Below are 24,009 nucleotides of genomic sequence, written 5' to 3'. Positions count from 1 at the left end.
AAGACGCAATAAACAGCATGTCCACCCAAATCAACGACGCAATCAGCCCCGCCACGCTTCCAGCGAGAACACCGTGACCGCCGACTGCAACTGCCTGGCCTGGTCCGCCATCGATGCGGCAGCCGCCGCGGCCTGTTCGACCAGCGCGGCATTCTGTTGGGTCACGTCGTCCATCTGCGCGACCGCGCGGTTCACTTCCTCGATGCCGGTGCTTTGCTCCCGCGACGCCGACGAAATCTCGCCCATGATGTCGGTCACGCGCTTGACCGCATGTGTGACTTCGGCCATCGTCTGACCGGCCCGCTCGGCCAGTTCGGCGCCGCTTCCCACACACGCCGTGGAGCGCTCGATCAGCGCCTTGATCTCCTTGGCCAATACCGCGCCGCGTTGCGAGAGCGAACGCACTTCGCCGGCTACCACCGCAAAGCCGCGCCCCTGTTCGTCGGCACGCGCCGCCACTTCCGACGCGCGATGCGCAACGCCACCCGCCTGCTGCGCGTTCTCGGCGTTCATCTTCACCGTCGAGGTCAGTTGCTGCATGCTCGACGCGGTTTCCTGCAACGCGGCGGCCTGCTCTTCGGTGCGTTGCGACAGGTCAGTATTGCCCTGCGCGATCTCGCCCGATGCCAGCAGGATCGATTCGCTCGACTCGCGAGGCCAATTCAGAGAAACCGACGGTCACGCGCTGCGCCGCAAAGGCGACGCCGGTGCGGTGTGTGGGGATTGGGAGTTGTCTGATATATCCGCGGCAGCCGGACTCTTAACCTTTCTTTTGCTGCGTTCACCCGCATGAGTAAGCGCATGCAATGTTGTTGTAACTCCTCGACTTTCCGCTCACGCTCCCCCAGTGTGAGCGGCTTTTTTTTTGTCTATCCGTTTTTGTCGCCGACGGGCTCGGACTGTTGTTCGGCGCTAGGTAAGCGTGACGAAGGTGTTGGCGGCAAGTCGCAGCGTGTGATCGCGCACATCAGTGGGCCAAGCCTCGGCGATGTCTTCAAAGCGAGACCGATTGTCAGCGTACAAGGCGCGTGTGGCGTCTTCATAACCAGGCAGATTGCCGGCTAGCGCGGTCATGAAGCGATAAACCGCTTCCTGCGCCGCACGTTTGCGGTCCTTGTCCTCGCTGGCCGACCGGGCCGCATCGACCAGTTTGCGCAGCACAACCGAAGCGCCGCCTGACTGGCCGTTCAGCCAATCCCAATGACGCGGCAACAACGTGACTTCTCTCGCCACCACGCCGAGTTTGGGCCGGCCGCGACCACGCGGGGCGGCGTCTTCCGTGGTGTCGGCGGCTTGTGTGGATGGTTCGCCGGACTCCTGCGTGGCCAGCCTCGCCAGAATCTCTTCGGGCGTACCGCGCAAATCGAACTCGACCGGGTGGCTCGTCACGTCGTCGAAAATCAGAACCGGCGCCTGTTCGCCGCGTTCGAGCACCGCTCGCACCGCCAGCGCCACGTCAGGCAAGGCGCCTGAGGCAATACGGCGGAGCCCTTCGAAGGCGGTGCAGGTGGCGATATGAGCTGTCATGACAAACTCCAGTAAGGAAGAATTTGTCAAATTATACCCGGGTACAATTCAAACACAATGTATTACCCGGGTAAAATTTAGAAGACCGCTCACCGGTCCCGCGACCTGGCTCATCGTTCGGGGTGCGTCGCCAGCGTGCCAGTCGCCGCACGTGCCGCCACCGGATAGCACAGCACGCGATTTCGGCCCGCGTCCTTGGCTTCGTAGAGCGCTTCGTCAGCGGCGTCCATCAGCGCGCGACTCGTCGCGAATGCCTGACCTTTGGTGCAGGCAATGCCGATGCTGACGGTCAGCACATGGTGCGCGCTGGCTACGTGCCGTGTTTGGAGCGCCTGCACCGCGGCACGAATCTGCTCGGCGATGTCCGCTGCGCCGAGTTCGTCAGTATCGGGCAGCAGCACGGAGAACTCTTCGCCGCCGTAGCGGGCTGCCGTGTCACCCGGGCGCCGCACGTTCTGCGCGATGCAGCGTGCCACGCCGATCAACGCATCGTCGCCCGCCGAATGGCCGTAGAGATCGTTGAAGCCTTTGAAACTGTCCACGTCGATCAGCAGCGCCGACAGCGGCCACCGGTTGCGCTGCGCGCGGCGCCACTCCTCTTCCGCATGTTCCTCGAAAGTGCGGCGATTGTTCAGGCCGGTCAACCCGTCGGTGCGCGCCAGCACACTCAACTCTTCTTCGGCCGCGAGGCGCCGACGCAGTTGCTGCGAGAACAGCACGGCCAGCGCGATGATCGTCAGATCGAGCGCGGCGATCAGCGTACCGATGATCCACGCGCGACGCCGCCACTCCACGTAGATATCGTGCGTGGACAACGCGACATCGAGAATCAGCGGATATACGTCGATATGGCGGAACGCATACCAGCGCTCGACCCCGTCGATTGCCGCCGTGCCGAAGAATTCCCCGCTCGGCTGCTGGGTGAAGCGGGTGTAGTTCGCGGTGCCGGTGAGATTGCGGCCAATAATTTTTGGATCGTACGGACGCCGCATCAGCATCGTGCCGTCGCTCAGCATCAACGCCATCGAGCCGCCCGAGCCGAGATTCATACCAGCGAACAGACGCTGGAAGTAAGTGAGGCGCATCGTGCCGACCACCACGCCGCCAAAGCTGCCGTCCGGTCGCGAGATGCGCCGGCTCAACGCGATGCTGACGGTTTTGCCGACCACCTTGGGCATGAACGGATGGCTCACGTACAGGCCGACGTTGGGCGAGTCGCGCTGAACCTTGAAGTAATCGCGATCCGCCAGGTTTATCCGGCGCGGCGGACTCGCTTGCGAGTCGAACACGATGTCGCCCGCTTCGTCGGTGACCAGGATCGAGCCCATGTCTTTCGCGGTGGCCGAGCCGTCGAACAGGACCATCTGGCGGATCTCGGGCGGCAGGTTCAGCACGCCGGGATATTTCAGGCCTGCGAGCACCGCGCGCAACGACAGGTCGTAGATTTCCAGATTGCGCGACACGTCTCGCTCGACTAGCAGCGAGACGTTAAAGACCGAATCCTGGGCGCGCCGCAACGCGTCATCGCGCATCTGCGCCAGCACCCATACCGCGATCGCGAGTATCGCGCTGGCCAGCACGATACTGATAGCAATCATGATGTTCGGTCGACGCGTCACCATTGCCCTTTCGTTCGAGCATGCGCTAACCCTCGCGCGTGAGGAAGTTGGCCGCGTCTGGAGGCGCGTACCGTGAAAACGGTAGCCTACCAGACGCTACCGCACATCGAATGATCGAAAAGACGGGGGTTTTCGCGGATGATGCAGGCGTTGGATGACGGCCGGGCCAAAACGGATGGAACGTCACCGCGGCTGTGTCTTGTTATGGATTCGGGATGCGGCGCGAGGGCGCCGCATCCCGCCCTCGCTGCGCGCGCCGTCAGCCGGTATGCAGATTGAGTGTGGATTCGGATGCCCTGCGACTCAGCGAGCGGATATCGGCCACTTCGAGCACCGCTTTACCGGCGCCGTGGCGCGCGACCGCCAGCATCGCCTGGCCGACGTCTTCCGTGCTCAGGATCTGGTTGGGCAACAGCGCGCGCAGCGTCGACAGGAGAGGCCTGGCGGCTGCATAGAACAGCCGGTACGAACGGGTCTTCGAACGCGCGCCGTTAAGCGGCTGAATCACGCCGGGACGGAACAGATAGACGGCCTTGAACGGCAAGCGCCGCAACGCATTCTCGGTCTTGCCCTTGACGCGCGCCCACATGCTGCGGCCGCGCTCGGTGCTGTCGGTGCCCGCGCCGGACACGTAGACGAAGGTCATCTGCGGATTGAGACGGGCGAGCGTTTGCGCGGCCGCCAGCGTCAGGTCGTAGGTGAGGCGCGCATAGTCCGCCTCCCGCATACCCGCCGACGACACGCCCAGGCAGAAGAAGCATGCATCGAAGCCCTTCAGCGACGCTTCGACCGCGCGATAGTCCATCAGGTCTGGCTGAATCAGTTCGTGCAGGCGCGGGTCGAGCTGGTCCGTGCGGGTGCGGCCAACCGTCTGGATCGCGTCGACGTCGGGCGCGCGCAGGCATTCGCGCAGCACGCCCTGGCCGACCATGCCCGTCGCGCCGAATATCAGAACCTTCATGATGCGTGCTCCATGGTCGCGCCCGGCCAGCGCGCGTTGGTCAATGCTTCGGATACCTCCCACAACCGTGCGGCAACCGCTTTGTCTTGCGCATGCCTCGCGATCTGTGCTTTGCCCGGCGGTCCCTTCATCTCGAACAGACCGCGCGGTCCGTAATAGCCACCGGGTTTGGCCTCGGCCCAGGGTTTGTCACTGCGTTGCCATTGCAGACCGTCGAAATGAAGCGCTGCGCCGATCTTGTGCGCGGCACGGCTCACGTTGACAACACGTGGCTGCCGGCCCGCGCGCGGCAGCGGCAGCGGCCGCTCGGTCAACGCGAAGTGACCCGGATAGTTGGTGCCGAATTGCAGCTCGAAACCGTCCGAAGCGGTTTGCCGCTTTGGCGGCATCATCACGCCGGCGCTGTTGATCAGCAGATCGAGCGCGCCATGCTCGTCTGCAAACTGCTCGGCGAACTGGCGCACCGAAGCAAGGCTCGCGAGATCGAGATGCGCGTAGCGGATCGACGCGCCCGGATGCTGCGCGTGGATCTTATTAAGCGCCGTCTGGCCTTTTTGCGCGTTGCGTCCTGTCAGCACGACGTCCGCCCCCGCTGCGGCCACGCCAAGCGCCGTCTCGAAACCCAGCCCGCCGATCGCGCCGGTGACGACCGCGAGGCGGCCGGTCTGACGCAGGATGTCGTCGATGGTCCAGTCCGCCATGTCATTCGTCCTCAGGTTTGCGCCGCTGCCACGGGAAACCCGGGCAGTGGTGTCGGAGCGGTGAAATCCGTCGCGACGCTGACCGCTCGCCACGCTTCGGCGCTCGCCACGCGCGCTTTGTCGCTTTCACCGCAATAATGCAACGCATCGCTGCCCAGCAGCAGGTGGGCAGGCAATTGATCGTGATAGGCGAGCTTCAGCACCACTTGCGCGACTTTCGCCGGATCACCGGTTTCGTGCCCGAGGTATTGGGACAGCATAGCCGCTACCGCGCCGACCGATGCCACATAATCCGGCAGCAACGCGGGCGTCGCGCTGCCCGCCTCAGTGCCCCAGTCCGTTTTCATGCCGCCCGGCTCAAGCGCCGTCACGTGGACGCCGAACGGCGCGAGCTCCTGGCTGATCACCTCGGTAAAGCCGCCGACTGCCCACTTCGCCGCCTGATAAGCGCTCAGGCCGGCAATCCCGACCCGCCCGCCCACCGACGAAATCTGAATGATGTGCCCGGATCGCTGCTGCCGCAGTACAGGCAACGCCGCGCGCGTCACATTGACGACACCGTAGAAGTTAGTGTCGATCTGCGCTCGGAAGTCATCTTCGGGGGTTTGCTCGAACGGCGCCAAATGACCGAAGCCCGCATTGTTGACGACCACATCGAGCCGGCCGAACGCATCGATGGCGGCCTGCACGGCGTTGCGCGCCGCCGCCGGATCGGTGACGTCCAGCGCCACCGCACGAACCTGCTCGCCATAGCGCGCCAGCACATCCGCCAACTGGTGCGGATCACGCGCCGTTGCAACGACGCGCTCGCCGGCGCGCAACGCTGCTTCCACAATCTCGCGCCCGAGTCCTCGGGCACTGCCGGTAACCAGCCAGACCTTAGCCATATTGCGCTCCTTCGACAGTAAATGAGCAAGCAATCACTCATTAAGTGGACAAAAAAATTAGCTTTGGGCGATGGCGTGCCAGAACGCCTCAAAGCCGGCCTTGCGATAGCGCTCGGCGTCGGCCGGTTCGCGAGCGATGAAATCCATGGTGGTCTCCGCCAGCGCCGCCATGATTGCCGACAGGAAGGCCGGCGGATGATCGCGCAACACGCCGCTCGCCACGCTCTCCTGAATCATTGCGTTGATGTCGGCGAACGACTGCATGCCGGTCGCGCGCGCACAATCGGTCAAACGTTCGGACACGGTCAATTGGGCCATTGCCCGGCGTTTCTGCGGCTGCGCCACGCCCCAATCGACAAACTTGTTCCAGACATGCTGCACGCGGTCGCGCACACTGGCGTGCTTCGGGTACGTCGTCATCATGACTTCGCGCAGTTCCGCCTTGATGTCCAGGTAGAGCTGGTTCAGCAAGTCGTCCTTATTGTCGAAGTAGGTGAACAGCGTTCCTTCGGCCACGCCCGCGACCTTTGCGATGCGCGCGGTCGGCGCGCCCAGGCCGTGCTCGGCAATCACCTCGGCGGCGGCGGCAAGGATAGCGTTGCGTTTGTCTTCGCTTTTGGGTCGGGCCATGCAGGTTCGCTTCGGCTGCGCTTAATAAATGAGTGATTGATCAATCATATCTTGCGATGTGCTTCTGTTCAAGCCGTTTCTGCTGCAGGCGCTTCGGCGTAGGGGCAGTGTGTCGTCGACAATGCGTCGCATGGCTTTTTCGTTTCTTATTGGTTTATTAGCGTTGCCCCTGTGCGGGGCGGCACCTACTTTTCTTTGCCTGCCGCAAAGAAAAGTAGGCAAAAGAAAGCGGCTCAAACTGCCAACTCTTAAGCGGGTCCCTTGGCTTGGAGGAGGCAGTGGAGCATCTGGAATCCGTGCTCCCGCGCACTCCGCGCTGGTGGCAAGGCCGTCATTCTTCCGGCGGCGCTGCGCGCGCCGAGCGGTACTTCGTAACTCCTCTCGATTTTCGCGCTAGCGTTCTTGCGACGCAGACCATCTCGTTCGACCTTAACCCACCTTGGGTTGCGGTCACTCAATCTATGAGTGTCACAGCTGGCTAATGGGCGTCCGCTTTCGACGGATGTGATCGACCCTAGTCCTTGGACCCTCTCCGGAGCTGCAAATTTGCCGAAAGCGGACGCTCAACGGACCGTCGACGTCCTATCCAGGAGCATCTCCCGGAACGACGCCTGTCTCTTTTCATGACCGTTCTCAAAGGCCAATCGCGTCCAAGTCACGCCCATGTCCCGGTTCACTTGCTGCGTGGATTGAGTACGGACATTGAGCACGGGTTGCAAACCTTCGATGCTCGCGAGCTGGATTGTTTCTTCCGCCAAAACTTCAAACATGCGCCGGCCTTCGGGAACGCGCCCATGTCGCAGAGACATGATCAGTACACCCCCCTTGCTCACAAGAGAACTTACGTTCGGCATCGCCCGACGACGCTGCTCCTCATCAAGGTGCATCCAAACGGCTGTGAGCATCACCACGTCAAATGTTTCGCTCCTCGAAAGCAGGCTAGCAAGATCGGGGAGGCTGTCATTGATCCATTCAATCTGCGACGACGGATGTAGCTCGATTCCGGCAACGCGCAATTCGTCGACCGGCTCAACGGCTACGACGGTGTGCCCCATTGCCGCGAACATGGCCGCGTCCACCCCCACTCCTGAACCAACGTCGAGAATTCTCGACGGGGCCTCTGGTATCAAGTGCAGGACTGGCTTGTGTCGGTCGGCAAACGAGATGTTCTGCCATTGCTTAACAAGAGACTGTGCGTTCTCCGCGTAGCCTTCCGTGCCGCTTACCTTAATGGACATCGACGACGCCTTGAATTTCACTAGTTTGTGAAGTCTGCCAGATTGTCACAAATCCAGGGCCATGGGTCCAAAGCCCGATATTGGCCGACCTCTGCCCTACGGGCGATTGGCCGTGATCACCCCCTTGCAGTCCTACGGGTCTTTGTGCCCTCAACGTCCGTTCTCAAAGTCCATCCGCCATTCGTTCACGTCCTACTACGCCTTCCGCTCGTCGGCCATTGCGGTCAGTTGTACATAGCATCTTCGCTGCCGCTGGATGGTCACCGCTCTCGTGTGCCTGTAAGTCTGCGCTGACGATCCGTGCGAGGCTGGCCGATATCGCGGCGCCCGGCATTCCGCCCGGGCAGCATCACCGAATTGAACGCTGCCGCGCGCAACACGCTCAAGAGCGTGCAGAAACGTCCTTCGGTCATCGCCGCCTGCTGGAAGCAGGCTACGCTTTGGTAATGTCATGACTTACGGAAAGATCAATAGCTCCGAGCCGCTTTGAGCTGAGGGCGCAGCATGAGATAGAAGGCGGAAATATGCGTAATCATCAGCACAGGCACGTAGATGATCGGAATCGCGTACGTGGCGCCCAGCTCGCCCGCACGCGCAGGAAGATCGGCCTGGATAGCGTGGTAGTAGTCAAGGATGAGGTCGGTCGCGCCCACAAGATTGAAGGCTACGACGAACAACCAGAAGAGTGAGCGTATTCGTGCTGTGAGTAGCGCCAGCATCGCCAGAACTCCCGTTGCGAAGTCACCGTATGCGGCGAACACGGCGAAGCTGGCAGGCAGGTGGGGGCTGACGACGCCCGGCAGAATGAAGACCAGCCCGAAGAAACGGAAGCTGTGCAAGGTGGCGATGGCGCGTTGCGCTTCGAATGGGTCCATCGACTTGAGCCTGGGCCAGACGTATACGCGGAAGCAAAGCAGCCAGGCGACATACCCCAGAACGAGATGCAATTGGAACAGAAGTTCCGGCGACATGTTGCCTCCTGTCAGATGTTGTCTGGCGCATTGAAGGATAGGAAGGAGATCAGCCGGCGCGTCGTCGGATGAGCTGACGCAGCGACAGCGCGTGCAGCAGGATCGAGCCTGGCACCACGAAAGCAGGGGTCAGCACATCCGGATAAGCGCCGGCGCCGATGCTCGGCAAGCTCGGAACGATCAACTGGAACCGGCCGGGCGAGGTGATCATCCCCAAGGTAATCGCGACGGCGAAGTCGGCGAGGCCGAAGACGTTCCAGGCGATCGCCGCCTTCCGCCCTTGATCTGTACCGCTCGCCACGGCGATTGCCGCCGGCACGGCGAACAGGCCGGTCAACACATCGCCAATTCCCGCCGGCAGCGCGAACACGCCGGGCAGCACCCCATGCAGCCAGGCAGCGAGAGCCCAACTGCCGAATACCCGGTAAAGCTGAAGCGCGACAAGCCAGGTCACCGGCATCGCATCGAGCACCTGCCCCACCCGCTTCGACAACAGCAACAGCGGCGCGCCGATCATCACCGGCAGGAAGATCGCCAACGGCAACAACGGCAAGGGTGAGGCGCCCGTGCTGAAGACGCCATTGATCGCCGCGCTCCAGGCGACAGCGAACCAAAGCGTGTCTGGGATCATGACCGCCAGCCAGGTCGTGCGGCGTTGGCCCGGCGTCAGGTCCGTCCTTTCGAGGCCGAGCCACAAACCGACCGCGATAAGCCCATGGGCCATCAGCTGATGGGCTGTGGTCGGAACGCCGCTGGTCGGGATACTCGGCTTCCAGTAGATCAACACAATCCACAGCACCGCCAACGGGATAAGCCCAAGCAGGCTGCGCCAAGCGGGACGCGGCGGGACGATACCAGCGGGAACAGTGGCGGAGGTCATCAGCGGTTCTCCAGGTGAATTCGAGTCTTCGTGGATGCGGCCTCGAACACCGCGGTGAGAATGCCGAGTCGGCCTTCCAGGAGATTTCGCCCCAGGTTGGTGAAAAGCTGTGCGAAGTCCGGCCCCATCACCACGCCAAGATTTGGCGAGGGCGGCGGCCCTGACGCACGCAGTTGGGTGATCCAGGCCTTGGCGGCCTCGGTGTCGTCTTGCCATGCCAGCGTGCGGAAACCTGCTTGTTCGATCGCCTCGCGCGTTGCGTCGGCCGTCAGGAGAAAGCTTGTTGTCGGCGTTCGCGCCCAGGGAACGGGATAGTACGGTTCGCTGCCGTTCGCGACGACGTCGAACGTCGCAAACCTGCCGCTTGGCCTCAGCACGCGTTCGATCTCCCGGTAAAGCCGTGCGCGGTCGGCGATGTTCATCGCCACGTGCTGCAGCAATACGGCGTCGAAACGGCTGCCGTCGAAGGGAAGTTCCAGCGCGCTGGCGGTATGGAACGACACTTGTTCGCTCTGCCCTGTGCGCTGGGTGAGATAGCGTGCGGCATCCACGAACGGTTCGCTGAGGTCGATACCCGTTACCCGGCAGCCATAGGTTGCAGCCAGAAAACGGGCCGGCCCGCCAACGCCCGAACCGACGTCCAGCACCAACATGTCGGCGGTGATCCCGGCCAATTTGGCAAGCTCGGCGGTGGCAGCAAGCCCTCGGGTGTGAAACTGGTCGAGGGCGCCCAGTTGCTGCGGTGTGAGCGGCTGATCCTCCGGCCCAAGGACCGTGAGCGCGATCTTCAGCCGCTCGGTCAGGCCGGTCGCGCGATAGTGATCGCGCACGCCATCAAGTGCATCAGTCATTGCAAGGTTCCTCCACGGTCTTAGCGGATTGTCCAGGGCTTGCGAGTCGACATCGGTGTGACTCCCCATCTGCAGGCATAGGTGTACCATCGTCTCTCGCGAGCGACTATTCATCACAATGTTGACGGGCTATGAAGCAGAACTTCACAGTCAGACAGGGCGCGCTCGATGGCGTGGAGGTGTTTCTGAGCGTTGCCCGGCATCGCAGTTTTCGCCGGGCAGCCGCGGAACTCGGGGTGACGCCGTCGGCCGTCAGCCAGACGGTGCGTGTACTTGAAGCGCGCATTGGCGCAGCGCTCTTCATACGCACCACGCGTAGTGTCGGCCTGACCGAAGCTGGCGAACGGTTTCTTTCGCACGCAAAGCCTGCCTTCGAGGAGCTTGTCGCCGCTAGTGAGGTTGCGCGCGGACTTGGCCAGCGGCCCGCCGGATTGTTGCGTCTTTCAGTGCCGCGCGCGGTGGTGCCAATCCTGCTGGAACCACTGATTGCATCCTTCTGCCAGGCTTATCCCGAGGTCGAAGTGGAGATCGCCGCAAGCGAGGAGCTGATCGATCTTGCGGCGAAAGGATTCGACGCCGGTATCCGGCTGGGTCAGTTCGTCGCCGTCGACATGGTCGCGGTACCGTTGACGCCACCGTTTCGTCTCATCGTCGTTGGCAGCCCTGCCTACTTCGCAGGGCGCAGCCGGCCCAGGCACACGGACGATCTGCGCCAACACGCATGCTTGCGATGGCGGCGATCCAGCGGCGCGCTCGCGCTATGGTCATTCAACGACAACGGCCACGCGATCGAGATCGCCGTATCCGGCCCCCTCATCGCCAACGATTTTCCCACCATGCTTGGCGCGGCAGTCGAAGGCATAGGCCTTGCCCAGCTACCTGAGCCGATGGCCGCTGAAGGGTTGAGAGCGGGAAAACTGGTGCACGTACTGGAACCGTTCGCGCCGGTGATACCGGGAGTGTTTCTCTACTATCCAAGCCGCCGGCAGATCATGCCGAAGCTGCGCGCCTTCATCGATCATGTGAAGAGCCGCCCGGCAGGCCATGGCAAAGTCCCGGGTACAAGATGACTATTGGCGTGCCGGGTTGCGCAAAAGAGGGTGATGTTTTCCTTGATATAAACGTCATTCCGGCGAAGGCCCCTCCTGTCCGGGAAAAATTTTCATGAGCTGAATGCGTTTAGAGAAAACTCATCATCGCGACCAGCACTCAGCTCGGTATCACTGGATCTCGGTTCCATAGGTCTGTGTGAATTCCATGTATAGGACCGCGCTCGACTCGTCCCTGCTGCGTCGTTTTTTATCGGGTAAAGGGCAGTTCTCGGAGACAGAAGGGATGTTTGAGCGGCCAGCAACAGTAGCCCCTGAACGGCCGTAGATGGCCGATAGTGTTTAGGTTTGTAGGACGCCTGCCCGCATGCACCTGTGGCGCCTGCCCATGCCCGTGGTCGAGGGCAGGCATCCTACAAACCTAAACAATCGCGGTCCCAGTCATTGTTGTTAATGCAGTGTTGCCAAATGTCACCGGCGGCATCCTTGAAGCGACGATCCGTCGAACGCAACTGCTGTAGGTCGAACAACCGGCTCAGGAACTCGACGTCATCGAGATCGCCGTGCCAAACGATATTTTCCAGCCGCATTCCGCCCAAAATATTGATCCGGATTTGCCGTGGCAGGCCGGAGCCTTCCAGTCGCCAGTCTTTCGCCTCACTTTTGCCGGATTGATCGTGGCCGAATACCAATTCTGTGTGTCTAGCTCAAGGATTGTTTTCAGCCTAGCCGTAATTTGCTCTTCCAACTGCCCTCGCCTCGCGCCAAGGCGAGCGAACTCCTGCGCTGGAACATCGAACTGGATCTCCCAAATTTCGGTACCCCCGTTCCAGTTGTCGTAGCCCGTCTGCTGGATTCACGCGGGATATTCGCGCACGAGGGCGGCAGCTTCGCCCATGCCTTCCGCCTCGAGCAGCGCATGGACGGTCGTAAGCGCTTCATCCAGCAATTGGTTTTCCACCCGATGCCCCCATAACTTGACTGCCGCACTACTCACCGACGACGGCACCACGTGCCCCAATACGACCGTCCACAACGTCGACTACCACCTGCGCCAGTTGCGCGAAAAGTTCGGCGCCCGCAATCGCAGCCAGCTCGCGTATCTCGCGGGCAAGATGCAAGCGGTGTGACGGTATCGTTCAGGTCGGTCAAGGCCGCGCCGCCCACGGGCGCCGACTTGACCTCGACACATCGACACATTGACAAGGGGAGATTTTGAGCCGTGCTCTCTCACGACGGCAGACAGCCGTGAATCACGATCCGTCCGCCGTCTGCCCCGCCGCTTCCGCCGGCCCCTGTTGAGGTACCTTGACGCCGGTGGTAATGATTTCCGCGACGCCCTTGGGCCAGCGACCGGCAAACGCCTGTGCCAAATGCTTTTCCTCGTCCGCGCCATGGATCGGGCCGGGATTGGCCAACACCATTTGCCTCAGGCCGTCCATCTTATTGGGTCGCCCTCGTTTGAGGTCGGCAACGGTATATCCCGCCTTCAGTAGATTTTCCATCACGGGCGACAGCCCCACGAACGCCGGTTCCGCCATGGCTCGGGGGACGCCGATCATTTCCGTTGCCAATATCGCACCGTTGACGAGCCAACTCGCCGAGAACGCCTTGGCGGAAGAACTGTTGCTTTGCCGCGCCACCAGTTCCTGAACCGCAATCGCGCGAGCGTAGTCGACTTTTTCGCTCTCGTTGGCAAAACCGCCTTCCGGCTCGGCAATCTTGCCTTCGTCCATCAACGCCAGCACGGCAGACTGCACCTGCTTCTCGGCTTCACGGAAATCGAAGGGGATCGACAGCGCGGAGCCGACCGATAATGCACCGCCAAGCGCCGCTCTCAACCCGGGGTTCATGTCGGGCGTGGAAAGCACGAGCCCGAGCGGAAAGGCAAGCGCGGCGCCGGTGCCGGCGCCTTTCATGCCAGCCCTGACTGCGCGTTTGGCGAAAATGCCGCCGTCGCCCTTGAAAATGCCCTCACGCTTCACGACTTTCATCGCAACGTCACGCAAACGCTCTTCGCCAGTCAGCGCCTTGAGGGAAGGCGTCAGGTTGTTCGCGGCCAAATCGCCGCGCGCCGTTTCGAGCTCGCCGATGAAGTTGTCCACGGCATCGGCAATCACGAGCACGAACGTGCGCGCGGCGCTCGCCGCAACATAGACCAAGGTGCCCGGCGGCACGTCCTCCGGGAAGATCGCTCGAATGACCAAGTCTCCGCCCGTACCGCCCAAGGTGGACAGCGACAATACGCGCACCGTATCCATGGGATCGACTCGCCCGGAGTACTGCAATTCGGCGAGATCGACACCGATCAGTTGCTGCCTCTTTGCCGCTATCTGTTTGGTTAACGTATCAAGCGTTTTCTGCCCCACTCCAGGGGCGAGAACCTCATACGCGGGCAGCGCCGCAATTTTGTCGACCAAGTCCTGGTTCTCCGGCATCGCCGGCCTACCCGCGATGAGCTCCCGGAAAAAAGGCCAGGCCACCGTTTCCTGAAATTCGAACGTGCCATCCTTTTTGCGCAGCGTGATTTTCGACTTCTTATGCACCGGGATTTGCCCCTCTGCGCCGAAGTGCTCGATCACGGTCCCCTCGAGAAACGCCTGCAGTTCGTCGGTTATCGCCGGGGTCTTCGCACGCACGGCAATCGGCAAACCCTCGCTCGGTATTTCGGTGAGGTCAACCTTCGACATGTCGACCTGCTCCATTAACCGAATCAATTCCGGGTCGTTGGACTGAACCTTCCCCGAACGGTCCAGCACACCCGTCCAAACTTCGTGGTCAGGCAAGAACGGCAAACGCTCGCCCTTGCGCAAGTTCGCCTTCAGGTCCTCCCTCGCGACGAGCGGCTGCGGCACGATACCCAATTCTTCGCGGTGAGCCAGCACGTGGTCGGTCAGTGCATCGATCGCCTCTTCCGACGTGAAGCCGACCGAAGCGGCCTGGACCGAAGCCGTCTTGCTTTTCGCGCGGATATTCACGCGCCGCCCCGTGGTGCGCGATGCATCTGCGGGACGGCCCGTGCTCTGGAGCGCCTCTGCGTCGACGCCGCTCACGTCAGGCAAGCTCGCCTGTTTGGACGGCTTGATCGCTTTAGACTTTCCGACGCCATCGTTTGCGCCATGGCCGGACGCACCCGCTCCGCCACCACCTCTTCTGACCTTCATTCCGATAACCACCCGAAGTTTGTTCATCCACCATCGATCCCGGAAGCGGGGCGGATCGTGCCTGAAGCTTACTGCGCAATAACAACCGTCCTCCGAACTGGCGAGTAGCCCCTCAACGGCGCCGGTTCATCCACATAGGCCGTCATATTCGCCGCTAGGCGCCTATCGGCACTGAATGAAGTGGGTCCGTGAGACTCTAGCGCGGGAGCTCGAGCGGAAACGTTCCGCATCCGAAGGTCGTTTCATTGGGACGAAGATAATCGCCGCTGTCTCATTCGCCATCTGCCGACGGGGGCGGAGGGATACGCCGATACGCCATGGCTTACCGCCTCAGCGTCCGCGCACCGACGACGCTTGAAAATGAAATTCCGTGTTGCTGCGACCGCTCGTCAACGGCCCGGCGGGGCCGACGCCGCGTCTGCATTGAGCAGCCAGAGCGCTCGATAGCCATGCACCCGGCCGCTTTGGTATCGCTTGCTATTCTCCCGATCGATCCTGAGGGCGGGCATGCAATCGACCAGCGCACCGACAAGTGCCTCGATCTGCATGATCGACAACATGCGACCAATGCAAGCGTGAGCCCCCAGTCCAAACGTCAACGAGCGCCCCTCTTTTCGATTCGGGTCGATTTCGTCCGGATAGCCGAATTCATGCGGGTCACGGTTGGCGGCTCCCAGTAACAGCAAAATCTTGTCGCCGCGCATCATCTGCTCGCCGCCTAGTTCGATATCTCGCGAGGCATATCGAATGATGGCGTGCGCGGCGGTGTCGTAGCGCATCAACTCGAGTATCGTGGGGCGGATCGACGCGCGGTCGGTACACCACCGCTGCCAGATGCTCCGGTCCGTTAGTGCGAGTGCGATCACGTTGCCGATCGACACAGTCGTGGTGATGAAACCCGTGACGAACAGAAAGAGGAAGTTGCCCACGATTTCCGAACGGCTGATCTGCCCTTGTCGTTCGAGCCGGAGAAAGCGGCTGACCGGATGCTCAGGTGTCGCGTCAGGATCGATCCCGCTGATATGCCCTTCCAGCATCTCGACGAAGTGCTGCGTGCCCTGCTCAAGGCGCGCACGTTCAACCTCGGTCAGAAATAGGGAACCCATCAATTGCATAGCCGGCGCGGACCCGCGAAGCCAGAGGGGCGCATGCTGTGGCGCAATCCCGAGCATCCGGCAAATCGTGCGAATCGGCAATGCAAGTGCGGCCTGGGCAAAGTCGAATCGCGGCAACCGCTGAAGCGGTGCAAGCAGGTGCGCGGCTTCCTGGGTAACGAATGCTTGAAGATCGCTCAGGGCCGCCGAGCTGAAAAGCGGCGCCAGCAATTTGCGCAGCCTGTCGTGCGACGCACCGCTTTGCAACAGGATCATGTCCTTCAGGCAAGATGGATGCTTCGAGGTCACTTGCGTATGAAAGGCCTGGTCGCAATTCTGAAGGATTCTCACGATAAGCTCGTGGGATGAAATCAACCATACGCCGCTGGCGTCACGATATACCGGTCGACTCGCGCGCAGTTGGTCATAGATCGGATAGGGATCGTTTGCGCCGTTGCCTAGAATCGACGGGATGATGCTGTCCACGGTCACGTCCGGGTCGCCTGATATCACGATCGATGTTCAACCATTGGGCAAAGGAGTCATTGAGCTCGAACCAGCGCGTCCAGGTCGAGGCTGCACAGCGCCGTGACATGGCGTGCAATTTTCTCGCGAGACCAGTTCCACCAGGCGATCGACTTCAGCGTCGCGATCGTCTTCTCGTCGAACCGATAGCGCAGCACGCGCGCCGGGTTGCCGCCCACCACCGCATACGGGGGGACGTCGGCGGTGACCACCGCATTGGCGCCGACGATGGCGCCGTCCCCCACCTGCACGCCCGGCAGGAAAGTAGACCCATTGCCGATCCAGACGTCGTTGCCGATCACGGTGTCGCCTTTGTGATGGACCTTCGCCCCGGGAATATCCTGCGGGTCTTGCACAAATAGATGAAACGGAAAATTGCTGAACCAATCGCGGCGATGATTGGCGCCGTTCATCAGAAACCTCACGCCGGCTGCGATCGAGCAGAACCGACCGATGACCAACTTGTCGCCGATGGCTTCGAAGTGGTACAGCACGTTTCGCTCGAAGGCGTCGGCGCCGTTGCGGTCCGCGTAGTAGGTGAAATCGCCGACGACGATGTTGGGACGGGTAATGGCGTGCTTTAGGAACGTAACCGTCGGAAACCCGGGGGCCGGGTGGCGTTCGTCGGGATCAGGAATGACAAAGGGCATGAATCGGATCTGGCAGTTCTCTTGTCAGCCTCGATCATGCGCGTCGATGGTCGGCCCCACACACGGCCGCTGCGAAGCACGCGTTGGATTCGCGAAGGGATGCGGGCTGCCCGGTCGATACGCTCAGCCCGGCACCGCTTCGCTATCCGGGTGAGCACGTTCGGACTTGCTTGACCGGTCCGAACGTGAACTGTTAGGTCGCTCGCTCGATGCTTACGGATCTGCTCGCGCCGGACTTTCGCGCTTGCAGGCGGCTACGTCAAGGACGACCCACCTTTTCATGACGCCAATTCAACTGCATTCTTATATACGGCGATGCCCGTTTCTAAATCTCGATCCTTCGAACGGATCCTTCTTGGGTTCGGCACCGCTTCTAAATCTCGATCCTTCGAACGGATCCGTCTCGGATTCGGTCGCCTGACCAGGAGCATCAGCGAGCGGCCCCGACACTGACTGCTTCTTGGGGGCGCCATCAGGCGACGCCGATTGGCTGCCGCCACTAGTTTCCGACTTATTACCGCTTTTCCCAGAAAGAGCAGACGCAATACGATTGGTAATTCTTCCCATGTGGACATCCTTTAAAAGAGTGATTGAAGGACAACTCAGGTTTTCCGCAAGACGGTCGTTGAAATTTCCAGCCGATCGGCATGTCAATTCGACGAACCGAGATGCGGAAGTTTGACTGAACGCACGAGTGCTGATCGACTTAAAAGCCAGATTTCTCACTCAAACGTTCCGACATCTCGTTCATTCCGAAGCTTGGCTAGGGTGGCGTTGTAAAAATCTAAGGTTCCCAAACGATTCATTCAATCGCACCGAGTAACCGCCATACAACTGTGCAAGCAACCCATCTTCCAGGAGCCGCCGTCCAAACGGCGTCATCGGTTCCCTACCTCGCCACGCGTCGACGGTGGGGCCCACCGTGATGCCCGGGCGTGCCGTCGCGCCGCTATCGGTCACCCGAACGATCGCCACGGGTTGATTGGACGGGTCCTCGGCGCGCGCGACATAAAGCTCGCCCCGGAAGTCCGGGTGCAACTCGGAAAGCTCGGAGTAGCTTTCCTCTCCAGTCGATTGAACAGCAGCAGTCGCTAGCGTAGATCGTTGCGGGGCAAGGAACTGAACACCGGGGGGCGCACCCGCGGGCCGTTTCGACTCGCCGGTTCTGACAGGGCGCTTGAAGAGCGCTCGTAGACGGCCCGTCATACGAGCTTGCGTCTCTGCTGGGCGTGCATCCCCGGCGGCTGGCGCTTTCCTGGCATCCATGGGACTTGCTGGCGGCCGCGCGCCCGCCCCTGACAACCTGGCTTTAAACATTGATCCGCTTCTCCTCTTTCACTCTTCGGCAGATTGTTCCGGCTCAACCTAAGCAGCGGGCGGCGCTTGCGTAGGCGATTGCGATTACGGCGCGCCGGGGCGCTCGAAGACCGCTCGCATGCGCTCGGTCATTAGACGCTCCTGCTGCGCCATGAGATCCATCTGAGCGATGGCGAGACTCAATGGATCGTCATCGGTTCTAGCCACCCCATGCGTGTCTTGATAAGCATGCACTTTTGCCTGGTATTCGCGCAGATGCTGAAGTGTCGATTCGGCTTTCATCGGACGATCCAAGATCGCCTGGACCTCCGGATAGCGCGACGCAAAGTAGGCGAGCGTCTCGTTGGTCATCGTCATATCCGCTTCGACCTTGTACTCGCCGCCGCCGCCCGGTGTGCCGTCGTAGCCGTTTTTCTCGAACGTGTGACCCGTGAGTACGTAGGTCACCCAAGCCCCTTGCGCAAACGACATGGCCAGTGCCTTGGCCTTCTCGTGTTCACCGAGGCGCTCCAGGCCCTCAACGGCCTTCAAGTTATGCATTGCCCATATGCGCTTGCGGCTGTCCCATTGTTCGTCGCTCAGGTCCGCCGCTGTCGATCCAAGACCGCCAGGTGTCGTCAGACGATCCAGCATGCCCGTGATGGCCTCGACGGCCTCCGGCGTTTCCTCGCCTGTGGCGATGCCCGCCCAAAGCGCATTGGCGATCTCCGCCGTGTCTAGCGGGTGAAGCTCGTTTTCGCGCAGGCGAAGGTAGGCGCCGACATTGACCCGGCCATCCGGCGTCTTCTCGATAAACGCGTCTCGAAGCGCCTTGATTCGCAGGTCATGCACTTGCTGAACCTGGTCGGCCATGTCGTGATGTCCGGCCGCTTTCAGTGCGCGGATGATGACCCCTTCCGCCTGGGCGAGGTGCGCGTTTTCCTGCAGGGAGGCCATGAGCGGCAATTCCGGGCGACCGTCGTCCGGATTGTTGTGCGCGACGCTCATATCGATACCGCTCGCGGCGCTATGTCGGAAGTGCGCGTAGACGAACTCGGGATCGATGCCTTGCTTCAACCCTTCCCGTGCGGCTCTCACATCCTCGACAAAGCCCTCCGGACGCGGTCCGTTCGCATAGTCCCTGTTCCTGAGTACGACCCCGCCCTCCGGCGTCATCGCGACACCGTTGAACACGTGCCCGGCCGTGATCTCGTCGATCCCTCTCTGACGATTTCGATACTCGATCATCATGGCCGGCAGGTATGGCACCAGGTGACTGTCATCACCGAGGGCCGTCGCATAGTCACCGGCATTGAGCGTAAACGACATGGGCTGCACGCGGCCGCTGTATTGCGTTTCGTTGCCGTTATGCACCTCCCCCGTCTCCTCGATTTCGAAAGCATCGTTGTCCAGGCAAATGCGGGCGCGGTCGAATCTGCGGGCGGCCAGCAGACCTTTGACTGTGGGAATGCTGTCCCACCCATAGCGAGCAAACCAGAACCGGCGTGAAGGCACGGGCTGCGGTTGATAAGGCAACGCTCTCGTGGATGCGCCCATCGGCGGAAAACTCATGTCGGTGACGTTTTCCTCCCGCATCCGCTCGATATGCGCGCCCATCGGCACGGCCGGATACGGTTCATATTTCCAGGCCTCACCCGGAGGAACCTGTCGGGTGAAGTTCGCCTCGAGGAAGTCTGTCGGATCGAACTCGGACCAGACTTGAAGCGAGTCGAGATCGAGCTCGTCGAGCTTGACGTCCTCACCGCCAAGCTGCCCCGTCTTCTTGAACCAATAGTCCGCCTTGAGCTTGTTGAAGTCCTTCATGATCTCCGCGGGGTCGCGCTTGGGCACGCACGTGATGAACGCCATGCTGTCATCGCCGCCGAAGAACGCCTTCAGGCGTTGGCCGATCGCACTGTCCGCCGGATGGATGTCGGTACGAAGCTGCACCAGCTTGAAAAGATCGCCGTAAGTATCCGCGTGCGTCGGCACGAGTTTCGGTTCGACTCGCCACGCTTTCGGGTAACGACTGAACAGATTGCGAAGCTGCTCCTGCATCGGCGAGAATTTGAAGCCCGGCGCCGCCGGCGCGAATCGCGTGGGCTCATTTTTCTTGAGTAACCGCGCGCGTTGTTCGGACGGCGTCAGCCGTTCCGCCGGCGTCGTGCCGTCCAATCTGTTGGGGCGCACCGGTGCGCTGACGGGCTCGCTCGATCGCATCTTCAGGCCCCGGATCGCCTTCAAGAAATAGACATAGGCTGCCGGCCCGCCGGCCTTTTCCGCATGCACGGTGCGTTGCTCCGAGATCTGGTAGTCGCCCCAGAAATGCTCGCCGGCCACCGCGTCACGCATGGCGGCCGCGACCATTCCGGAATCGCCGCCGGCCGCCGTGATCGTTTTCGCGAGATCGAGAAGATCAGCCATTTTCCTTTGCTCTTCCGGCTTCGCATACTGCCGAACCTCGACGCTGCGCGCGCCTCGCGCAAACGGCATGTCCGGCGGCAACGCCAAATCGGGAGCGAGCGGCGGCGCAAGCACAGCGCTGCCGGACTGATTGGTCCGCCATTTCTCGTAGGTTTCCGGATCCATGGTGACTTGGCGATACACCCGGCCGGTGTCGTCCATGCTAAGCGTCAGGTTGCGGGAGAACAATGCTTCATGGCGCCGCTTCAAAGGATGGAAATACGCGCCAAGCCCGCCGCTGGCGGTAACCGATCCCGCAGGGGTATGGTGTGTGCCGAACGGCGCCCCCGGCACGTTTTGACTCACGCCAAACAAGCCGCGGCTTTGCGCGACGTCCTCCTCCAAACTGGTTATGTTTGCCCCGCCCTGCTGCCGGGTGGACTTGTTTCCTCGCGAAACCCCCGCCTGTAGCCCGACGCCGAGCCAGCCGTTTGCCGGATGGTAAGGGACGTTAACCCCCGCGAGCCCGGTCAACAACGCAAACCTCGCTTTCGACTTCTCGGCGACGCTGCCCGGAATGACCGAAACGTGAGGATCCAGCCATGCGTGTTTGGTGAGTCCCTCCCACGATCCCTGCGCGAGCGCTTCGATTGCCTTGCCCGCTCGCGCTTTCACTTCGTCGAACGTATCGCCCTTGTCGCCCGTGATGCGGATCGTCACCACTTCGCCTTTCGCTTCCTCCGCGTGCGGTCCGATTTCGCCCACCACATACGCGGCGCTGACCTTCGGCAAGACGTTCCACTGGACGACGAGACCCATTACGTTGGTACGCACGAGCCGATCGACAGAACGAACCGTGATGTCGACGTATGCGCCATCCGGCCCCTCGTCCGTGCGCAGCGAGACGGAGCTTTCGCGCCCACGCAGGCGGGCGACGGTAGGCAATGGCGTGACGCTCGGCACCCACGGCAAATAGCTCAGCGCGTCGGCAACGAAATTCGCCCATCCGGTTACGTTCGTGCCGCGAACACCGCTCGACGAAAATTCGATTTCGGACCCCGGCTCCATGGGGCCGAGCAGGCTGCCGAAGCCTTCGGCCCGGCTCGCCCAGCCCTCGCTCAACCTCGTCAGCGCTTTGATCTGATCGCCGACGACCGGATCGTTGTCGAGGTTCCGCGCGCGCGCCGACGAAGTGAGCGTCTCGATGTCGAGCGGCTCGGAAACACCGGCGGCGATGTCCTTCCACGCCGGATGGTTTTCCAGCGTTTTCCGGTCGACATGCAGCAACTCGGCTGTCGCCTTTTCTATCTTTCCTGCCGCAAGACGACCCACTTTCATGGGGGCGCGAAATCCCTTGCGGTCGATTCGTTCGCTCATGACGGTGAGCTTGGCGACACATGCCGCGTCGATGATCGCATCCGTGTCCAGGCTGACCGGCGTCTTGCCGGCAGACGGCAACCGGGCTCGCGCATGCTGCGAAATACCGCTCATGGCTTGCTGCGCGAGTGCATCCATGAGCCGCTGGTCATTGACCGGAAACGGTTCACCTTTGAATGCCCGTGCGATCCACCGCGGCGGTTGGCCACCGCGACCGAGTATCCCCCTCACCTTTTTGCGCACGTTGGACAGGGTGACCGTGTCCGCTATGCTCGCGCTGCGAAACAGGAGCGCGGCTTCGCGTTGCTCAGCGGTCGGATCGTCCGATTGCTCGGCAAGCAGCGCCCTGGCCGCCAAGGCGTTGCGCTCGAATCCCGGGGTGTCGGGACGGAGCACCTGCTGCGCCAATACGCCCGCATCCTCCAAACTGGTCGGGCGTTCGGTCGGGGCGGCGTGCGCGATCAAATGCCCCGCCGCGGTCAGCGCGGTCGTCGTCCGCAGCCGTTGTTCGTCGGTATCGTTCGGTTTCACCCAAGGCGACGGCGCCATCTGTTCGAGCACTTTCCAACCCAACGGCGTTTGGGCTAGCGCACAGTGGGCCTCGAAGATATCGGCCTGCGTCGTAGCATCGGCATGCTCCGGATGATGCCAATTGCGAACGGCCGCCGCGGCGCGATCGGGATCTTGATGCGTCGCGTTCGCCAGAACGAATGCGACCATCACTGCGTTCGAGAAACGCTGCCCGGTGGGCGCTTCCATACCGAGCAGCGTCGACGCAAGCTGGGCATGCTCGGGATTCGTCTCGTCGAATCCTGGGAAGCATGAAGCGATGGTTTGCCGCGTTAAATCCTTATCCGCCAATATGCCGTCGTCGCCAAAGGGCGCTGACGAATAGCCGGCGGCGCTTTCGAAATGCGCATCGACGGCATGCGCGAAATCCCCGGAAAAGTCGGCAACATCGTTGCCCTTGTGCCTGCGAAGTCCGCGCAGCAAGCCTGGTCGCTTCGGCACCGCGGGGGCGGTGAGCGGCGTGACATCCGGGCCGTTCGTTGCACCGTTCGTCGAAATCAACGATCGTGCGGCGCCCGATGAGTTCGGACCAGCAACTTTTCGCGACGCCATGCGCGTCTCCTTTTTTGAATTTTTGAATTTCGATGAGATACGGGTGGCAATCGTCCACTACTGCGCGAATCTGGTCTTCAGGCCGGAGCGTCACGCATGACACTCGCGCCAGGTTTGCCCGTCCAGCCACTATTTGGACAGGAATTCGACGTTGCCCTGGTTGCCTGTGTAAGAGTCCTTAGTGACCTCTTGCGCGCCATTGGGGAGATCGTTGTTCGAACCAATCAGTATCACGTTGCCGTTTTTGTCGACGCCATCGACGATTTCGACGTGCTGGTCGCCGCCAACGATGCAGACATCCCCCGGTTTCACCTGACTTTTGCTCTCCTCGTGCCAGCCGTCCTGGTGCAAGAGTTCTCCACGAAGCGTCCCGACGCTGTCCGTATGTTGCGACGCTGAAATCTCCCCGGATTTCACGAGACAGCCGGACGCAAAATTCGCACAGTCTTCGTGATCCGAGATGCCGTGGTCCATCGGCACGTCCTGATTCGCCACGATCGAGTCCGCAGATCTATGTTGCAGTCCTTCGGCAATGCCTGCCGGGTTGCCTGCGCTAGCGTGCATGACGTTCGGCCCCGCGTTGGCCCCGTTACCGCCGCCGGAGTAGCTCGCGGTTTGGACGCCGCCGCCATTAGCGCTACTTCCATCGTCTGTGTCCGAACCCCCTTGCGAGCTATCCGATGACATCGCCTGACTCATCCACGCAATCAAGGCTGACAGGATGGGCAACAGCGCACTGATCAATCCGCTGTTCAGCGAACTGCTCGCCGAACTCGCGCTCGAATTTGCGCCTGCGGTTGCGTTCGCGGGCGAATTGAGGTCCTTGTACTCCTGCTCCCATTTGGCCCAGTCACCATCTTGCGAGACGGCTGGCGTACTCGTGAATACTTCACGCGACTCGGTAAATGTCGCGGGAAGGTACGAAATTGCGCTAGTTGACATGGCTTTCCCTCAAATGAAATAAACCTGCCGGCGCCCGATGGGTCGCTGCTGTCAGTCGGCGTGGCACAAAAACGAACTCCCGTTCCAGTTCGCGGCAAATCACGACCCTGAATGAGGCGGGT

General features: G+C 61.5%; 18 protein-coding genes and 1 pseudogene. 2 read left to right on the top strand and 17 right to left on the bottom strand.

Going from position 1 to position 24,009, the window contains the following annotated elements; translation table 11 throughout:
- Positions 1 to 42 precede the first annotated feature (42 nt).
- From AC3WOG_RS01315 to AC3WOG_RS01265, 11 genes and pseudogenes are all read right to left on the bottom strand, one after another.
- Positions 43 to 651, bottom strand: a pseudogene (locus tag AC3WOG_RS01315) (methyl-accepting chemotaxis protein); the annotation flags it as partial.
- A 261-nt stretch (positions 652 to 912) separates the two neighbouring features.
- A complete protein-coding gene (locus tag AC3WOG_RS01310; protein WP_492576286.1) occupies positions 913 to 1,527 on the bottom strand; it encodes a DUF2239 family protein in 615 nt (204 codons plus the stop codon).
- Positions 1,528 to 1,637: 110 nt separating this feature from the next.
- Complete coding sequence (locus AC3WOG_RS01305; protein ID WP_492576285.1) at positions 1,638 to 3,149, bottom strand: sensor domain-containing diguanylate cyclase; 1,512 nt, start codon at positions 3,147 to 3,149, stop codon at positions 1,638 to 1,640.
- 256 nt (positions 3,150 to 3,405) lie between these two features.
- Positions 3,406 to 4,107 (bottom strand): NAD-dependent epimerase/dehydratase family protein, encoded by a 702-nt coding sequence (locus AC3WOG_RS01300; RefSeq protein WP_492576284.1) that lies wholly within the window; start codon positions 4,105 to 4,107, stop codon positions 3,406 to 3,408.
- A complete protein-coding gene (locus AC3WOG_RS01295) occupies positions 4,104 to 4,808 on the bottom strand; it encodes an SDR family NAD(P)-dependent oxidoreductase (RefSeq protein ID WP_492576283.1) in 705 nt (234 codons plus the stop codon). The genes AC3WOG_RS01300 and AC3WOG_RS01295 overlap by 4 nt, the downstream gene beginning before the upstream one ends.
- Before the next feature lie 11 nt (positions 4,809 to 4,819).
- Positions 4,820 to 5,695, bottom strand: a complete 876-nt coding sequence (locus tag AC3WOG_RS01290; RefSeq protein ID WP_492576282.1) for an oxidoreductase — start codon at positions 5,693 to 5,695, stop codon at positions 4,820 to 4,822.
- 57 nt (positions 5,696 to 5,752) lie between these two features.
- Positions 5,753 to 6,325: a TetR/AcrR family transcriptional regulator gene (locus tag AC3WOG_RS01285; protein WP_492576281.1), complete on the bottom strand. Its 573-nt coding sequence runs from the start codon at positions 6,323 to 6,325 to the stop codon at positions 5,753 to 5,755.
- Between the two features lie 563 nt (positions 6,326 to 6,888).
- On the bottom strand, positions 6,889 to 7,563 hold the full coding sequence (locus tag AC3WOG_RS01280) for a class I SAM-dependent methyltransferase (protein WP_492576280.1): 675 nt from the start codon (positions 7,561 to 7,563) through the stop codon (positions 6,889 to 6,891).
- Positions 7,564 to 8,030: 467 nt separating this feature from the next.
- Positions 8,031 to 8,534 (bottom strand): DUF8737 domain-containing protein, encoded by a 504-nt coding sequence (locus tag AC3WOG_RS01275; protein ID WP_492576279.1) that lies wholly within the window; start codon positions 8,532 to 8,534, stop codon positions 8,031 to 8,033.
- A gap of 49 nt (positions 8,535 to 8,583) precedes the next feature.
- Positions 8,584 to 9,414 (bottom strand): DUF8737 domain-containing protein, encoded by an 831-nt coding sequence (locus tag AC3WOG_RS01270; protein WP_492576278.1) that lies wholly within the window; start codon positions 9,412 to 9,414, stop codon positions 8,584 to 8,586.
- Positions 9,414 to 10,265, bottom strand: coding sequence for a class I SAM-dependent methyltransferase (locus AC3WOG_RS01265; RefSeq protein WP_492576277.1), 852 nt, complete (start codon positions 10,263 to 10,265; stop codon positions 9,414 to 9,416). Before AC3WOG_RS01265 ends, AC3WOG_RS01270 begins: the two co-directional genes overlap by 1 nt.
- Positions 10,266 to 10,396: 131 nt before the next feature.
- Between AC3WOG_RS01265 and AC3WOG_RS01260 the strand changes: the two genes are divergently transcribed.
- Complete coding sequence (locus AC3WOG_RS01260) at positions 10,397 to 11,335, top strand: LysR family transcriptional regulator (protein WP_492576276.1); 939 nt, start codon at positions 10,397 to 10,399, stop codon at positions 11,333 to 11,335.
- Between the two features lie 392 nt (positions 11,336 to 11,727).
- Here the strand turns inward: AC3WOG_RS01260 and AC3WOG_RS01255 are convergent, their stop codons facing one another.
- Positions 11,728 to 12,006 (bottom strand): AbiJ-related protein, encoded by a 279-nt coding sequence (locus AC3WOG_RS01255; protein WP_492576275.1) that lies wholly within the window; start codon positions 12,004 to 12,006, stop codon positions 11,728 to 11,730.
- Between the two features lie 285 nt (positions 12,007 to 12,291).
- Here AC3WOG_RS01255 and AC3WOG_RS01250 point away from each other — a divergent pair, with 285 nt between their 5' ends.
- Positions 12,292 to 12,444 carry a hypothetical protein gene (locus tag AC3WOG_RS01250; RefSeq protein WP_492576274.1) on the top strand — a complete coding sequence of 51 codons (153 nt, stop codon included), beginning with the start codon at positions 12,292 to 12,294 and terminating at the stop codon, positions 12,442 to 12,444.
- 123 nt (positions 12,445 to 12,567) lie between these two features.
- Here the strand turns inward: AC3WOG_RS01250 and AC3WOG_RS01245 are convergent, their stop codons facing one another.
- The 5 genes from AC3WOG_RS01245 to AC3WOG_RS01225 form a co-directional block, all read right to left on the bottom strand.
- A complete protein-coding gene (locus tag AC3WOG_RS01245) occupies positions 12,568 to 14,505 on the bottom strand; it encodes a hypothetical protein (RefSeq protein WP_492576273.1) in 1,938 nt (645 codons plus the stop codon).
- Between the two features lie 362 nt (positions 14,506 to 14,867).
- Positions 14,868 to 15,923: a cytochrome P450 gene (locus AC3WOG_RS01240; protein ID WP_492576272.1), complete on the bottom strand. Its 1,056-nt coding sequence runs from the start codon at positions 15,921 to 15,923 to the stop codon at positions 14,868 to 14,870.
- A 191-nt stretch (positions 15,924 to 16,114) separates the two neighbouring features.
- Positions 16,115 to 16,747: a CatB-related O-acetyltransferase gene (locus AC3WOG_RS01235; RefSeq protein ID WP_492576271.1), complete on the bottom strand. Its 633-nt coding sequence runs from the start codon at positions 16,745 to 16,747 to the stop codon at positions 16,115 to 16,117.
- 1,401 nt (positions 16,748 to 18,148) lie between these two features.
- Positions 18,149 to 22,945: a trehalase family glycosidase gene (locus AC3WOG_RS01230; protein ID WP_492576270.1), complete on the bottom strand. Its 4,797-nt coding sequence runs from the start codon at positions 22,943 to 22,945 to the stop codon at positions 18,149 to 18,151.
- Positions 22,946 to 23,074: 129 nt separating this feature from the next.
- Complete coding sequence (locus tag AC3WOG_RS01225; RefSeq protein WP_492576269.1) at positions 23,075 to 23,887, bottom strand: CHAP domain-containing protein; 813 nt, start codon at positions 23,885 to 23,887, stop codon at positions 23,075 to 23,077.
- Positions 23,888 to 24,009: the final 122 nt, after the last annotated feature.

This window comes from Paraburkholderia sp. FW306-02-B, assembly GCF_058782725.1.
This window is presented reverse-complemented; position numbering and strand designations above follow the sequence as displayed.

Excerpts from the sequence above, each read along its gene's own strand:
- AC3WOG_RS01225 (WP_492576269.1), bottom strand. The coding sequence starts at position 23,887 with ATGTCAACTAGCGCAATTTCGTACCTTCCCGCGACATTTACCGAGTCG.
- AC3WOG_RS01245 (WP_492576273.1), bottom strand. The coding sequence starts at position 14,505 with ATGAACAAACTTCGGGTGGTTATCGGAATGAAGGTCAGAAGAGGTGGT.
- AC3WOG_RS01270 (WP_492576278.1), bottom strand. The coding sequence starts at position 9,414 with ATGACCTCCGCCACTGTTCCCGCTGGTATCGTCCCGCCGCGTCCCGCT.
- AC3WOG_RS01280 (WP_492576280.1), bottom strand. The coding sequence starts at position 7,563 with ATGTCCATTAAGGTAAGCGGCACGGAAGGCTACGCGGAGAACGCACAG.
- AC3WOG_RS01230 (WP_492576270.1), bottom strand. The coding sequence starts at position 22,945 with ATGGCGTCGCGAAAAGTTGCTGGTCCGAACTCATCGGGCGCCGCACGA.
- AC3WOG_RS01285 (WP_492576281.1), bottom strand. The coding sequence starts at position 6,325 with ATGGCCCGACCCAAAAGCGAAGACAAACGCAACGCTATCCTTGCCGCC.
- AC3WOG_RS01260 (WP_492576276.1), top strand. The coding sequence starts at position 10,397 with ATGAAGCAGAACTTCACAGTCAGACAGGGCGCGCTCGATGGCGTGGAG.
- AC3WOG_RS01235 (WP_492576271.1), bottom strand. The coding sequence starts at position 16,747 with ATGCCCTTTGTCATTCCTGATCCCGACGAACGCCACCCGGCCCCCGGG.
- AC3WOG_RS01300 (WP_492576284.1), bottom strand. The coding sequence starts at position 4,107 with ATGAAGGTTCTGATATTCGGCGCGACGGGCATGGTCGGCCAGGGCGTG.
- AC3WOG_RS01275 (WP_492576279.1), bottom strand. The coding sequence starts at position 8,534 with ATGTCGCCGGAACTTCTGTTCCAATTGCATCTCGTTCTGGGGTATGTC.
- AC3WOG_RS01295 (WP_492576283.1), bottom strand. The coding sequence starts at position 4,808 with ATGGCGGACTGGACCATCGACGACATCCTGCGTCAGACCGGCCGCCTC.
- AC3WOG_RS01290 (WP_492576282.1), bottom strand. The coding sequence starts at position 5,695 with ATGGCTAAGGTCTGGCTGGTTACCGGCAGTGCCCGAGGACTCGGGCGC.
- AC3WOG_RS01265 (WP_492576277.1), bottom strand. The coding sequence starts at position 10,265 with ATGACTGATGCACTTGATGGCGTGCGCGATCACTATCGCGCGACCGGC.
- AC3WOG_RS01310 (WP_492576286.1), bottom strand. The coding sequence starts at position 1,527 with ATGACAGCTCATATCGCCACCTGCACCGCCTTCGAAGGGCTCCGCCGT.
- AC3WOG_RS01305 (WP_492576285.1), bottom strand. The coding sequence starts at position 3,149 with ATGGTGACGCGTCGACCGAACATCATGATTGCTATCAGTATCGTGCTG.